At 55.0% G+C, this 13,141-nt stretch carries 18 protein-coding genes and 1 pseudogene; 11 read left to right on the top strand and 8 right to left on the bottom strand.

What is annotated here, in order from left to right:
* Nucleotides 1-78: 78 nt before the first annotated feature.
* The 8 genes from DVA43_RS08855 to DVA43_RS08825 all read right to left on the bottom strand — a co-directional run bounded on the left by DVA43_RS08855 (nucleotide 79) and on the right by DVA43_RS08825 (nucleotide 6,096).
* Nucleotides 79-1,206 (bottom strand): site-specific integrase, encoded by a 1,128-nt coding sequence (locus DVA43_RS08855; RefSeq protein WP_114315318.1) that lies wholly within the window; start codon nucleotides 1,204-1,206, stop codon nucleotides 79-81.
* On the bottom strand, nucleotides 1,187-1,432 hold the full coding sequence (locus DVA43_RS08850) for an excisionase (protein ID WP_114315317.1): 246 nt from the start codon (nucleotides 1,430-1,432) through the stop codon (nucleotides 1,187-1,189). Before DVA43_RS08850 ends, DVA43_RS08855 begins: the two co-directional genes overlap by 20 nt.
* 52 nt (nucleotides 1,433-1,484) lie before the next feature.
* On the bottom strand, nucleotides 1,485-4,139 hold the full coding sequence (locus DVA43_RS08845) for an exonuclease (protein ID WP_168194655.1): 2,655 nt from the start codon (nucleotides 4,137-4,139) through the stop codon (nucleotides 1,485-1,487).
* A 137-nt stretch (nucleotides 4,140-4,276) separates the two neighbouring features.
* Nucleotides 4,277-4,618 carry an Rrf2 family transcriptional regulator gene (locus DVA43_RS08840; protein ID WP_210406700.1) on the bottom strand — a complete coding sequence of 114 codons (342 nt, stop codon included), beginning with the start codon at nucleotides 4,616-4,618 and terminating at the stop codon, nucleotides 4,277-4,279.
* A 3-nt stretch (nucleotides 4,619-4,621) separates the two neighbouring features.
* Nucleotides 4,622-4,957: a hypothetical protein gene (locus DVA43_RS08835; RefSeq protein WP_114315316.1), complete on the bottom strand. Its 336-nt coding sequence runs from the start codon at nucleotides 4,955-4,957 to the stop codon at nucleotides 4,622-4,624.
* Between the two features lie 164 nt (nucleotides 4,958-5,121).
* Nucleotides 5,122-5,241, bottom strand: a complete 120-nt coding sequence (locus tag DVA43_RS08830; RefSeq protein WP_246842313.1) for a DUF1482 family protein — start codon at nucleotides 5,239-5,241, stop codon at nucleotides 5,122-5,124.
* 59 nt (nucleotides 5,242-5,300) lie between these two features.
* A complete protein-coding gene (locus tag DVA43_RS24505) occupies nucleotides 5,301-5,495 on the bottom strand; it encodes a hypothetical protein (RefSeq protein ID WP_147271021.1) in 195 nt (64 codons plus the stop codon).
* 220 nt (nucleotides 5,496-5,715) lie between these two features.
* Nucleotides 5,716-6,096: a helix-turn-helix domain-containing protein gene (locus tag DVA43_RS08825; protein WP_114315314.1), complete on the bottom strand. Its 381-nt coding sequence runs from the start codon at nucleotides 6,094-6,096 to the stop codon at nucleotides 5,716-5,718.
* A gap of 106 nt (nucleotides 6,097-6,202) precedes the next feature.
* Here DVA43_RS08825 and DVA43_RS08820 point away from each other — a divergent pair, with 106 nt between their 5' ends.
* From DVA43_RS08820 to DVA43_RS08775, 11 genes and pseudogenes are all read left to right on the top strand, one after another.
* Nucleotides 6,203-6,445, top strand: a complete 243-nt coding sequence (locus DVA43_RS08820) for a helix-turn-helix transcriptional regulator (protein WP_114315313.1) — start codon at nucleotides 6,203-6,205, stop codon at nucleotides 6,443-6,445.
* On the top strand, nucleotides 6,426-6,980 hold the full coding sequence (locus DVA43_RS08815) for a toxin YdaT family protein (RefSeq protein ID WP_114315312.1): 555 nt from the start codon (nucleotides 6,426-6,428) through the stop codon (nucleotides 6,978-6,980). Before DVA43_RS08820 ends, DVA43_RS08815 begins: the two co-directional genes overlap by 20 nt.
* 48 nt (nucleotides 6,981-7,028) lie before the next feature.
* Nucleotides 7,029-8,135 (top strand): DnaT-like ssDNA-binding domain-containing protein, encoded by a 1,107-nt coding sequence (locus tag DVA43_RS25110; protein ID WP_246842292.1) that lies wholly within the window; start codon nucleotides 7,029-7,031, stop codon nucleotides 8,133-8,135.
* Nucleotides 8,047-8,592 carry a replication protein P gene (locus DVA43_RS08810; RefSeq protein ID WP_230431381.1) on the top strand — a complete coding sequence of 182 codons (546 nt, stop codon included), beginning with the start codon at nucleotides 8,047-8,049 and terminating at the stop codon, nucleotides 8,590-8,592. Before DVA43_RS25110 ends, DVA43_RS08810 begins: the two co-directional genes overlap by 89 nt.
* 15 nt (nucleotides 8,593-8,607) lie before the next feature.
* On the top strand, nucleotides 8,608-9,027 hold the full coding sequence (locus tag DVA43_RS08805; protein WP_114315311.1) for a PerC family transcriptional regulator: 420 nt from the start codon (nucleotides 8,608-8,610) through the stop codon (nucleotides 9,025-9,027).
* Nucleotides 9,028-9,030: 3 nt separating this feature from the next.
* Nucleotides 9,031-9,342 carry a hypothetical protein gene (locus tag DVA43_RS08800; RefSeq protein WP_114315310.1) on the top strand — a complete coding sequence of 104 codons (312 nt, stop codon included), beginning with the start codon at nucleotides 9,031-9,033 and terminating at the stop codon, nucleotides 9,340-9,342.
* Complete coding sequence (locus DVA43_RS08795; RefSeq protein WP_114315309.1) at nucleotides 9,339-9,683, top strand: hypothetical protein; 345 nt, start codon at nucleotides 9,339-9,341, stop codon at nucleotides 9,681-9,683. Before DVA43_RS08800 ends, DVA43_RS08795 begins: the two co-directional genes overlap by 4 nt.
* The gene (locus DVA43_RS08790) at nucleotides 9,680-10,036 is read left to right on the top strand and encodes a hypothetical protein (protein ID WP_114315308.1); all 357 of its coding nucleotides are present in this window, start codon (nucleotides 9,680-9,682) and stop codon (nucleotides 10,034-10,036) included. The genes DVA43_RS08795 and DVA43_RS08790 overlap by 4 nt, the downstream gene beginning before the upstream one ends.
* A pseudogene (locus DVA43_RS25105) lies at nucleotides 10,029-10,508 on the top strand (class I SAM-dependent methyltransferase); the annotation flags it as partial. The gene DVA43_RS08790 and the pseudogene DVA43_RS25105, both read left to right, overlap by 8 nt.
* 263 nt (nucleotides 10,509-10,771) lie before the next feature.
* Nucleotides 10,772-12,655 (top strand): DNA cytosine methyltransferase, encoded by a 1,884-nt coding sequence (locus tag DVA43_RS08780; protein ID WP_114315306.1) that lies wholly within the window; start codon nucleotides 10,772-10,774, stop codon nucleotides 12,653-12,655.
* 145 nt (nucleotides 12,656-12,800) lie between these two features.
* The gene (locus tag DVA43_RS08775) at nucleotides 12,801-13,034 is read left to right on the top strand and encodes a DinI-like family protein (RefSeq protein ID WP_114317105.1); all 234 of its coding nucleotides are present in this window, start codon (nucleotides 12,801-12,803) and stop codon (nucleotides 13,032-13,034) included.
* The last annotated feature ends 107 nt before the right edge of the window (nucleotides 13,035-13,141 follow it).

The following is a 13,141-nucleotide window of genomic DNA, read 5'->3' as shown; positions in this document are numbered from 1 at the left end:
TCCCGTTTTTTATTATTAGCTTTCGAACGGTTATCAAAATTTTATCAAAACAAGTTATCAAAACCCCACCCCAAAATCCTATATCGCGATTGTCGTCCAGTCCTTCCCGCGGTCGTCGTTGTAGCGATCGGTCTGCTGCTGTGACTTGTGGCCGAGCAACTTTTTAGTGTCAATTCCCTGTTCCTTATAAAGACGTTCCGATAGCGATCGCTGCTCATGGAATGTCGCCGGCGTTCCTTCCCTCCAGTCGATCCCTGCCTTATCCCGGGCCTTACTAAAATTCATTGTGAGCGTGTTCGCTTTAACCTGGGCACCACGTTCTGCTTGCGACGTGGCCCTGAAAAAATGGACGAGGTAAGGGCTAACCGCGTAATCCCGACAGCGCGATATAACATCCCGCAAACTCCAGTTAATAGCGTTCAGGCGAAGCGATAACGGGATCGCGATTTTGCTTCCTGTTTTCTCCTGAACAATGTGCAACTGGTCATCCCAGACATCGCTAAATTTCATCCTCGAAATATCACCCAGGCGTTGGCCGGTTACCAAAGCCAGCAACATAGCGTTACCCATATATTGATGGTTGGCGTCTGCAATCTCGAAAATCCGCTGCCATTCCTCAAGGCTAAGTCGCTGCCGGGTGATTCTACGTCTGGGCTTTTTAGTGGCTGACGCAGGATCGTAACCCGGGGGAACTTCACCTGCATGTTGCGCCTCTTTAAATATATCGACCAAAACGGTTCGAATAACCTGAGCCATTCTTGCCTGACCCGCCGCAATATATTCATCAAGAATTTGGGCGATATCGCGTACATCAACGGATGGCAACAATTTCATACCAACGCGTTCACGCAGTAGAGCCGCTGGCTTATTTTTTTGTTTGAATGTGTTTAATTTAATATCACCTGAAGCCAGGCGCTCTTCCTGAATTTTCCAGTATCGGTCGAGCCATGTTGAAACCGTGATCGCTTTTCCTTTGCTTGTGGCGATCCTGTCACTGATCGCCAAAATCTGCCGGGTTCTCTGTTCTGCCAGACGCGCGTTTGCCTCAGTAGCAATCGCAATGGCCTCCACTTCGTCAGTGCCCAGCGCATGGAACTTGCCGGTGATTGGATGCTTATAGCGCCAGTAAACCTTGTTCACCTTCCTGCTGTAGAGAGGGTAAAGGTTCGGGACAGAGACATTGTTTTTACGTGGTCTGGCAGCCATCGTTCAAAATCCTTTGCAGCAATATGGAGTCGTTCTTCTTAACTACCGGCGCGGCCAGTTCCCCTACCAACTCAGCATCCTCACGAACGCGCCATAAGCGGCCCTGCTTCATTGCTGGTGGAGAGAACTGGTTATGTTTCGCATAACGTCGAAGTGTCGACACGCTTGGAGGGTTGCTTCTGTATTTTTCAGCGGCCCACTCTTCGAGAGTTAACATCTGGATCATATGCTTTACCTCATAATGGCCCAGTAACGGGCCATTGGCTGAAATATTCTAATCAGATTGCTGTCAGGCGCTGCCAGATAGCCGAAACGTATTTGACCTGGTGACGGGCGTCCGCCAGTGCGTTGTGCTGATCACCCTCAAAAGGGATTTCATAGCGAGAGTTCAGCCCAACAGCTTTGCCCAGTTCGACGACGGTACGCACGTCCCGGTAGTTCCAGTGCGGGATCGGGAATGGTGTGTCGGCCAGCTCGAATGCTGCCTCCAGAAGAGAACAATCAAACGAACTACCATTCCCCCAGAGCTGAACAGTCTTCGAACCGTTAACCGCGTTTTCAGCGACGAAGTCGAGAAACTGCTCAAGCGCTTCTACCAGACCGACCGTATCATCCACCACGATTGCAGATCGGGCTTCCGGTGATTGCTTCAGCCACCAGAGGATGGTGCTGGCGTCCGGCCTGGCCCCGAAAGACATCGACGACTCGAGGTTAATCACCTGGTAAAACTCTGCCCCAGCCTTACCGGTTGCCGGGTCGAAGAATACGGCACCAACTGAAACGATCGGTGCGCCTGGCTTTTTACCCATGGTTTCGAGATCCACCATCAGGTGCGTGAACATGGTTTGCGGATTTGAGGTGTCAGCCCCCAGCGTCTCCAGTTCCTCTTTCAGATCCCCTTCCATCGCCGCATAGGTTACATTGCCAACTGCGGCGCCACATTCAGGGCAACCGCCACAGCCGGTGCAAACTGTCTCAGCTACAGCATCTGTTTGCGGATCAGTTGCATCAACGCTTTCGCCTGGCGGAACCGCGTCACCAGTTTCTCCTTCCGCCGGGTCAGTCTCTTCCATCTGCACATCGCTGGTGGTCTCCTCTGTAACCGATGAACGGTCATCATTTTCTGGTTGTTTTTCGTTCATCTGGCCTTCGATGGAGAACATGCCGTCACCGAGGTTTGCGACCTGTGGCTGGCTGGTAGCGGCGTTCGCCCACTTCGGCAGGGTTTGCGTTTCAGCTTCACTCTCATCAGCGAGTTTCTGCTCACCCGCCTCTGCCCATTTCGGCAGTGGATGTTCTTCAGCAGTTTGGGTTTCCTCAGGTTGTGCGGCCGGGAGAGGCAGCAGCTCAGTTGCAGCGTTGAATTCAGCTGTCATTGTCCGGTTCACGAACTCCAGATGCGCAGCAGGCGTCAGGTGGATATTCTCCGGCGCAATGCGCACCAGGTTGAAGATGGCCGCTCGGTTCACTGCCAGAATGCCGGGCTGATTACGCAGGATCTTGCTCCATGACTTCCAGTCTTCCTCTTTATTCGACACTATCTCTTTCGCGCGACGGAGAATGCCGCCCGGGATCTCCTGATGGTTGAAGTCCATCGGAAGCAGGGCGCAGGCGATCTCCAGATCGAGGGTATCCAGGGTATGGTGCGCATCAGAGCTGCGGTCAGTTACATACCCGCCGTCGGCATTGGTCCCGGCGTCAGTACGCTGCACGAGGTTAATGCGGTTGCCGGCGACCCATTCACGTGTCAGGATCCCGCGGTCGATATATGGGGTGGCTACCCATGCCTTTGTGAACTGCAAAAGCAGGCCCAGCTCATGGCGCTTTTCCATGCTGAACACTTTGCGGATGGCGTTCGTGTAGCGCCAAAGATCTTTGGTGTCGAAAGCCTTAACTTCTGCAAAATTTTCAGCAGCGAGCAGCAGGTCCTGGACATAACCATTGTCGGTATCCATTTCCAGTGCGTGCAGCTCTGCATTCTCGCTGCGGGTGATGTGGTGGCGCAGTTCGTCCACCGTCAGCTGAGCAAGCAGCTGTTTGCGGAAAGGCATTTTGCAGACGGGGTAGTGGGCACCACCATCATCATGCTCGCTGATCTTCAGGCCATGCTCATACAGAGATTTTGGGGCTTCATCCTTGGCTGGAAGCTTGCCGCTCTTCCAGTCCTCAACCAGCTGGTTACGATCCTCGGCGTTGATCCAGCCCGACATGAAGGCGGCCAGAAGCCCGGATTCGTGTTCTTTGTCCTGCGGGAAAACGTCTTTGACGGCCTGCACCAGTTTCCACTCCGCATGCAGGCTGAGATCGCCAATATCAGCAACGTCATTTTTGGCCTGCAGCAGGTTCTGGAAATAAGCATTTCCCTCATCGATCGCCAGTTCGTTGGCAACGATTTGCTGCTCTTGGCTGATCTCCGAAACATATTTATCACCCAACAGATGGACGGCGAAGCGGACAGCCGAGGTGCGGTTTTCAAGCATGGAAGTGCTGCCGGCATTTGCAGTATCAGCGGAGATTACCGGCGCGGCAGGGATATCAGCATCGCTGTGGACTGCTGGCAGAGTGTGGCGCGGGGTCACAAATTTGGCACGTAACTGGTCTAAGGCATCAGCCCCATGCTCTTCTTCGGCAGCCGCTGTATCAGAGGTTTTACTATCAGGGATCACGTTCCATGTGCGCTGGTCGTCGGCCAGGGCGTAGCGCTTACAGAACTCAAAGCAGACGGAGCCTTCTTCTGGCAGATCGTTAATGACTGGCATGTCGGTGCGGACAGGCTTGGCGTAGTCCTTACCGCGGCCAGTTTCGATGCCAGCATCTTCCAGTACAACATCGAGCGTCAGGGCCGCGCGCGCTTCGCTTTTAGCCGAGAACCAAATCACTGCATCTTGCTTACCTGATTTCTGGGTTGCCTTAATCTGATAAAAAAATTCCATGGTGGAGCCTCTTTTGGGTGTAAGATACCCAACAGCTAATGAGCGCTGCTTAGGTAGTGGTCATTGGTCAAAACTCGATTCCGGAAAGCTTTGGTCGGCTGACCGGGTACTTAACCCGCCTTGCGCGGGTTTTGTGCTTATTTGGCGCCGGGCTTGTTCGCCAACTGAGAGATAAGCACTCCATCAAGTGCATCAAGCACCGGGTCGAACGTGGTATTCGACGGGATCTTGCTGACTGCGCGGATGACTGCTGAAACTGAGATATCACCGTCACGAAGGCTATATCCGCCGCCTGGGCCTCTGTGCGAGGTTACCAGCTTGCCGCTGCGCAGCCGCTTAAAAATTTGCTCCAGGTAGGAAACCGAGAGCTTCGATTCTTTACTCAGTGTGGCGAGGGGTACTGGCTTGCCGCAGTAGATTCGTTCCAGAACAGCAACTGCCTGGACGGACGCCATCACTCGTTTCATTCCAAATTCCATGGCCTATCCCTTCACCGGATCCCGGCCGTAGCCAGGGTTATCTTCAATGGCATCCTGCAGCACCTGGATTGCTTCGTCGTATGGAAGGGTCAGTGCCAGCTTTATCGCCGTTCCGAACGACTCTGCAGCCAGTTCAAACTTCTGCGCCAGACGGTTTGCCTCGTCGGTCTGCTCTTGAACAGCCTCGATTTCAAACTGATGCTCCTGCCATACATCGTCCAATACTTCTTCTTCGACTTCTTCGCGCAACGCCTCTTTAACTTCAAGCACAGGCAGGATGCCGATTAGCTCTTCAGCTGGCGCGCTGCTGTATCGCAATGCCAGTTCGTCTGCTGACATAAATCCTCCGGAAAAAGGCCCGCCACGGGTGACGGGCAAAGACAACTTTTCCAATTTAACCAGAACAGGTCATCGACTCCTGTTAGGTTGCGATGGTGGGATTACCATCACGATGCCATGTGCACCTGGCATCAGGCTGGTAACAGCCATTGGTCAAAACTCGATTAAAAATGTAATGCTGGCTGTTGGTCTTCAGCCGATTTGTACGGGTAACACTGTCCTTTCACATGCTGCTCTGCGGCAGCTGCTTCACAAACCGCCTCGGTGTTATAAACGCCGAGCATGATGTCTGAGCATTCCCCGGTGAGGGCGCAGACGGTAACGATTAAGGCGAAGAGAGGCGTCATGCGTTGAGCTCTGGATTACCTTTCTGCGCCATGAGGTAGCAGAACTTGCGGATCAAAACTTCAAAGATGTTGAGGCGAATAGCCTGCTGCCCAACGGGATTACGTGCGTAGTCGATCATGGTCATCTCCTTATTGCCATTTACGTCTGGCCGACGGAACGGTAAAGCCTGCTGCGCGTTAGTTTTTGTCATCTCATCCGGTGTTTCATATGCCGCCGGCAGCTACTGCGTGGGCGTCCTGCCTGGATGACTTACTTGCTGCTTGGTGTGGATATAGTAAAACCCATTTGGTGTTTTGTTGTCAACACGTGTCGTGTTTGTTTGAGGCGAAAAAATGCGAATTACGAACTATGGGCAATAAAAAAACCAGCGCTATGGCTGGTTTGGTGATTAAGAGGGGGAGAGAAAAAAATTAGTTATCGGATGTTTTAAAGCGTCCGCGGAGATACTTCTGTACGTAATCATCAATCTCTTTGAGCCGTACCTCGAACAAGTCAATCATTCGATCCTGCTCACTTTCTGGCAACTGATCAAAGAGCTCGATAAGATGGCGGTGGCGAGCTGTTATCCATGACTCTGTCGAATCAGCACCGAAAACCAGGTCTGCTGGCGCTATCTTTAGAGCCTTAGCGAGGGTAATGGCGTCGTCAATACCGATTGTTCTGCTGCCTGATTCGTAATTTCCAACACGTGACTGCGCCCACCCGCATAACTCCGCAAGCGCCTTCTGCGAAATACCTTTATGCTCTCTGGCCCGTTTTAACCGGGCGGCAATCTGATCATTCATGTTCATAAAGACGTTTTACCACGTTGCGTGTTATCACTCAAAAAACAAACGGTGTTGACAATCAAACACGCAGCGTGTTTAATTCTCTCATCGCATTCATAACGAGGTAGCAATGAACAACATCGCAAAGACGAGGCAATCTCTCGGGCTCACTCAAGATCAACTGGCTTCAATGTTTGGTTGGCGCCAGTCGCGTATTTCGAATTATGAAAATGGAACGAGAAAGCCAACTCTCAACGATTGCAGGCTTATTGTTGAGAAATTCAATCAACTGGGCGCCGAATGCACACTTGATAGTGTTTTCCCGCCAAAAAGTGATGAACAAGGTGACGAGCATGCAAACAGTAACGTTTGAACATCTTAACCAACAAAAAACCGCTTCGCTGAAAACGAAAAATCATTATGAACCGCGTCGCAGAGACAACTTACGGCGCCAGGCGATCCTGACAGCCGTTCGTGAATGGGAGCTTACTCTGCCCGGACAGGCGCAGGACGTTGTTACGCAGCTGGTGGCCGAGCAGTGGGCAAAAGAGGGCGGACGTGGGATCACTGTGAACAAACAGAACCTTTACCGCTACCTGAAAAACGAAACCAATTCCACCAAGTACACGGCTTATGTCATGCAACTCGCGAACGCGATCAGCGTGGCAATGCCGATTGAGATCGCCAGAAAACATGGTCTCCGCCAGGGTAAAACCGACATCGAGCTGGTGGCCGAAGCAATAAGAGAGACCGGGGAGCACCACCAGGCGAAGTTGCTGGGCCTGCCGAGCAAGAAGCAAGCGAAGGAGGGTTTTGAAAATCTTCTTGCCAACGCAGCCCTGCTACCGGGAGAACTGGCCGGAGTTGTGATCGCGCACCTGCAGGCGCTGGCACCACTTTTTACGTAATCGAGTTTTGACCAATGAGTTCTACGACCATTAACCGCGAGGTGAGATATGTCTAATCCTTTGCCTAAGGCGAAGCCTAAGAGTAAGGCTACAAATGAGCCTTACCGCAAGGTGAAGATCACCATGTGGGATGATCCAAAGTTTCGCGCGTTGTCCCCTTTGCCGCCCAGTGGGCAAAGCCTGTTTATTTATCTGCTGACCAGCCCGTTCACCGGGATTATCCCGGGGCTGTTCAAAGGCGGTCGAGCGGCGCTGGCTGAAGAGCTGGGGTGGGAATTGGAAGCCTTCGACTCTGCCTTGAGCGAAGGCTTAGTTCTGGGCATGGTTAAAGCCGACCTGAAAGCCAGAGTTTTTTGGCTTCCTAAGGCAGCGGCACATAACCCACCAGCTTCGGTGAATGTGATCAAATCATGGGCGCGAGCCTTCGAATTATTGCCCGAGTGTGAGCTGAAATGGGAGGCATGGGCGGCGCTACAGGCCGCGTGTTATGGGGTGTCTGAGTCTATGGGGAAGGCATACGACAAGGTTATGCCTTTGCCTAAGGATAAGGCTTGCCCTTTGCCATCAGGTATCCAGAAAGCAGTAAGCAGTAAACAGATCTTAAACCCCTCTCTCAACGCGGGCGCGAATGAAAAATCGGGTGTTGCAGGTTTGCCAGATGCCCCCGTTGCTCCGCGATACGTGGACGGCCTGGATGAGCCGATCGGTAAGTTCACCATGACCAGCGCATGGCTGCCATCCAGAGATTTTCGCCAGCGGGCAGCCATGTGGGGGATCGCATTGCCTGAACCTGTTTATCTCCCGACAGAGCTCGCAGAGTTCACGTCGTACTGGGAGTCAGAAGGGAAGGTGTTCACCCAGGTTCAGTGGGAGCAAAAACTCGCCCGGCACGTTGTGCTGGTGAGATCCAAAAAACAACCGGAAACCGGAGGTAAGGACAATGCAGGAGTTCGGGGAGAGCCTACAGCATCCAGGGCTGTTCAGCAGATTCAGTCAGCCCACGCAGAGTGGAGACGTCGCAATGGACTTGATGGCAACGGAAACGGCGTGGCGCCTGTGGCAGGTCATGGGGGAGATATTCTCGAACCGGTGGACGCAGAAGAATGGGGCGGAGCCGTCGGCGCTCTGGATCGCCCAGATAGGTTCGATGACTGAAAAGCAAATCAAGCTGGTCTGCCAGCAGTGCATGGAGCGCTGCGCAGCAGGAAACACATGGCCGCCAGATCTCGCTGAGTTTGTATCGCTCGTTTCAGAGAGCGGCGCTAACCACTTCAACCTGACTTCGGATTGTGTGATGTCGGAATACCGCCGCTGGCGTAACGAGTCCTACCGGTACTCAGGCAGCGATAAATACCCATGGTCGCAACCAGTCCTGTATCACATCTGCGTTGAGATGCGCAGAACGGGCGTGGAGCGACAGATGACAGAGGGGGAACTCAAAAAACTGGCAGAGAAGCTGTTAACAAAATGGAGCAAGCACGTCAGTAACGGCCTTTCGGTACCGCCGATTCGCCGCCAGCTTGCAGCACCGCAGCACCCGGCAGGGCCAACTCCGGCGCAGCTGCTGATGGATGAATACAAACGCCGCAAAGCGGCAGGTTTAACCAACTAAATCGAGTGATGACCAATGACCAAACCATTAACCCTGAAAGACCAGGTGGCGATTTTTGTGCGCTATCAGCCGAACTGCGCCGTCGGCGATGTTTCCGAAGCGCTGGATATGTCAGGCGCAACAGCAGGCAAGCTGCTGCGCGAGCTGAGTGACGATGGGGTGATTACCCGATCCCGCAACAGCGTTCAGTACACCTACACGGCGGTGCCGCATGCCGATATTCCGGATGTGATCCTTCCGTGCATGGAGGAGAAAAGCGACCCGGTCAAGATGCAGGCTGCCGAGCAGAAGGCGAAGGCGCTGGAAGAAAAGGGGCTGTGGCGCCGCGCCGCAGCGGTGTATTCGGACATGTTTGGCATTGCCTGCAGCTCTGTCGAGGTTTCGCGGATAGCGAAGCGCCGCAATGAGTGTCTGCGCATGGCTGAGAGGGCATAGCCGATGGCCAGTAACAACCTCTGGACAATCATCCGCGCTATCCAGCGCAGCGGGGAGATCACCCCGCGTCAGGTTCGCCGGCTGCTTGGCTGCGACAGCAAAAAGGCCTGCCGCCTGCTGGAGCATCTCGTTTCTGCTGGTGCTGTGAAGAATATCGGCCAGCGCCGCCACCCGGTCTACATCATGGAGCCGGGCGGGGACACTCGTATTAAACCGATGCCGCCGGCGCGCCAAAAAACCAGCATTGCAGACGTTTGCCGCCAGAACTGGCAGGGCTATCAAATCCATAAAATTATCGGGAGCGTGCGAGCATGAGTGATTCACTGAGCAACAAAGAGCTGGTGGCCGTTGGTCATCAGTTTGCGAAGGCGATGAGCACCGACACGCCGATCATCGATATGGCGAAGATTGTGTCGCGCCTGGCCGAACGGCTGGACTGCACCGCCGCGGCGCTACGCGAAATGACGAAGCAGCGCGATGCGCTGGCGACCGTGCAGCTGCAAGGTATCAGGAAAGCGCTGGATGAATGCTCCGAATATCTCGACAGGGACTGCATCATGGAGACGAACGGCATCAGCTACGAAGATGCAGCTCAACGAGAAGTCGGAGCAATGGCTCTTCATGATGCGTTACTTCGCCAGGGAGCAGACCAATGAGCAAGTCACTTAAAGCACGCTGCATCCGCCGCTGGAAAGTTGAGTTCAAAGGCCGCTGCGATTCGAAAGTGAGTCCGTGGTGGCGCAAGCACCATCTGCGCGGATACATCCGCGAGTGCGGTCTGACAATTGCTGACTGCATGGTGGAAAATCTGGCCTACAACAACGCAATGCATGATTTTTTTGCTGAAAATGGCGATGACTGCGGCTGGCCTCCCCAGTTTTCTGGATGGTACGACAATAGCCGTCGAGAGAAATACCGGAAAGAAGCGCAGAATTACCTCAATGAGGATGCCACCAACGACGAAGTCGACGAAGAGATTCAGAACGAGCTGGAGGCTTGGAATGTCTGATCACGCAGTCCTAGACATGTGCTGTGGCTCTCGCATGTTCTGGTTCGATAAGCAGGATGAGCGCGCGGTATTCAGCGATATCCGCGTTGAGAATCACACCCTCTGTGACGGACGCCGTCTGGTCATCAGTCCGGATATTATCGCCGACTTCCGCGCGCTGCCGTTTGCAGACAACTCTTTCCCTGTAGTGGTGTTCGACCCGCCTCACCTTGAACGCGTTGGTGACGATGCCTGGATGGGAAAGAAATACGGGAGGCTGAACAAAGACACCTGGCGCGACGACCTGCGCGCTGGGTTTGCTGAGGCGTTCCGGGTCTTGCGGCCACATGGCGTTCTCATCTTCAAATGGAACGAAACGCAGATCCCGGTTAGCCAGGTGTTGGCGCTGACAGACGTTAAGCCAATCATCGGCCAGCGCACCGGAAAGAATGACAAAACCCACTGGATTTCTTTCGTCAAAGACGGGGATCAGCAGCAAAAATCTGACCCGCAACTGCGCTACGCAACAAAACGGATCGTCGAGCTGGAAAGCCTGCTGCTGGTGGACGTGACAGAAACCGTATGGCCTGCCGAAGTTGGCATGGTCTACGGCCAGATTGAAAACGCCGGGGATCTCCCGGCGCATCACCAGCGCCGCCTTAAGCATCACATCAACCGCATGTGGCTGGAGAAAATGCCGGTACCGGCCATCGTCACAGCGGCCCGGTCGCTGGCCGCTGCCATGGAGGAATACGCGTGAGAGAAATCATCGTTGATAACTTTGCCGGCGGCGGCGGGGCGAGTACAGGCATTGAGCTGGCGATCGGCCGGAGCGTGGATATTGCCATCAATCACGATCCGAACGCTGTGGCGATGCACACCACGAACCACCCGGACACGCTGCACTACTGCGAATCCGTTTTTGATGTAAACCCCCTGGTGGCGACTGCTGGCCGCCCGGTGGGGCTGGCGTGGTTCTCGCCGGACTGCCGCCACTTCTCGAAGGCCAAAGGCTCGAAGCCGGTGGAGAAAGAGATTCGAGGTCTGGCGTGGATCGTCATTCGTTGGGCGCTGTCGGTGCGCCCGCGCGTGATGATGCTGGAGAACGTCGAGGAGTTCAAAACGTGGGGGCCGCTCATCGTAGCTGCTGATGGCGGGCAGCGCCCGGATCCGGCCCGCGCAGGAGAAACCTTTGAGGCATTTTGCGGCATGCTGTCCGGTGGTATCCCCGCCGGGCATCCGGCGCTGGTGGAGTGCTGCGAGTTCCTGGGCATTGCCGCCGACGGAGAGCTGGCGCAGCAGCTGGTGACCGGGCTGGGTTATGCCGTTGACTACCGAGAACTGCGCGCCTGCGACTTTGGTGCGCCGACCATCCGGAAGCGGTTCTTCATGGTAATGCGCTGCGACGGCGTGCCGGTGACCTGGCCGGTGCCGACCCACGGAGATCCGAAAACGCCAGCAGTGCAGGGTGGCAAACCGGCGCCATGGCGCACAGCTGCCGAGTGCATCGACTGGTCAATCCCCGCACAGTCCATCTTCGACCGCAAAAAGCCGCTGGCGGAGAACACGCTCAAGCGCATCGCCCGCGGCATACAGCGCTTCGTGATTGATAGCGCCTCGCCGTTCATCGTGAAGTGCAACCACACCACGACGAAAGGGAAATACGACTATTTCCGCGGGCAGGCGCTGGCGGAACCGCTGCAGACCATCACCAAAACGCACGGCTATGCGATCGCGGTACCGCACCTGACAAAGTTCCGCACCGGAGCGACCGGGCAGCCGGTTACCGAACCGGTACCGACGGTAACTGCCGGCACGTCAGCTCGTCCTGGCGGAAATGGACATGCCCTGGGCGTCGTTGAGGCGGAACTGGCCCCGCTGATCGCCCGGCAGTTCGGCGGCAGCATCGGGCACCGGGCCGACGAACCGAGCGCGACGATCACTGCTGGTGGTGGCGGTAAATCGCAGCTGGTGACCACGACCCTGATTCAAATGGGGTACGGCGAGCGCCCGGGGCAGGAACCGCGCGTACCGGGCCTGCATAAGCCGCTGGGTACCGTTGTCGCCGGTGGCGGCAAGTTCGGGCTGGTGGCGGCGAATCTGGTTAAGCACTTCGGCGGGAACTACCAGGGCGCTGGCGTGGCTCTGGACGAACCGGCCCACACGGTCACCACCACGGATCACCATGGCCTAGTCACATCGCACCTGGTGATGCTGCGCGGCACTTGCCGGGATGGCCGCGTGGTTGATGCGCCAGCGCCGGGGTTAACCGCGGGCGGCCTGCATGTCGGGAACGTTGAAACCAGCCTTGCGACTGAAGGTTATGACGAGCAACGCGCAGCGCAGGTGCTGGCGTTCCTGCGGGAATATTGCGGGGCGGATTCTGATGGTCTGGTTACGGTTGATGGCGTGGTGTACCGCATTGTCGATATCGGCATGCGCATGCTACAGCCAGCGGAACTGTACCGCGCTCAGGGTTTCCCGGAGTGGTACATCATCGACCAGGACTACCGCGGCGTGAAGTACGCGAAGGATAAACAGGTAGCCCGCTGCGGCAATGCCGTCCCGCCGCCGTTCGCTGAAGCGCTGGTGCGGGCAAACCTGCCGGAGATGTGCATTCAGCAGGGACAGGCTGCTTAATTAAACCCGTTACGGTGCCGCATGGATGCGGGTTGATCGGTCATTTTTATATAACTCGCATTGGCATTTTGTGCGCCTAAGGCATTGATCAAACCGACCTATGGGTATACTGTATGAATATACAGTTAATGCATCGGAGGCTATTATGAAAGTTGAGTTAACCATTGATCGTACTAAAGAACTTCCTAAGGGCGCGGTACCAGCATTGGAAGAAGAGTTGCTCACACGGCTGCAGGAACAGGTAGGGGATTGCACATTGACAGTGCGCCTCGCAGGAGCAGACGGGTTAAGTGTTCGGGGCGGCGAAAAGGAAGCCAAGAAGAAGGTGGAAGAAATCCTCCAGCAGACCTGGGAAAGCGCTGACGACTGGTTTTATTAATTCAGCAAGTAATTCGTTTCCTGGGTGTAGGGGAGGTTTGGTGAAACAAGAAGAAGAATTTCCAAAAAAGGGTTATGCAGTCATCAGATGTCACGATGGGGTTATCG

The sequence above is a fragment of the Leclercia sp. W6 genome, assembly GCF_003336345.1.
Lineage (GTDB): Bacteria > Pseudomonadota > Gammaproteobacteria > Enterobacterales > Enterobacteriaceae > Enterobacter.
Note: the sequence above shows the minus strand (reverse complement) of the source record. Positions and strands in the feature narration are given on the sequence as shown.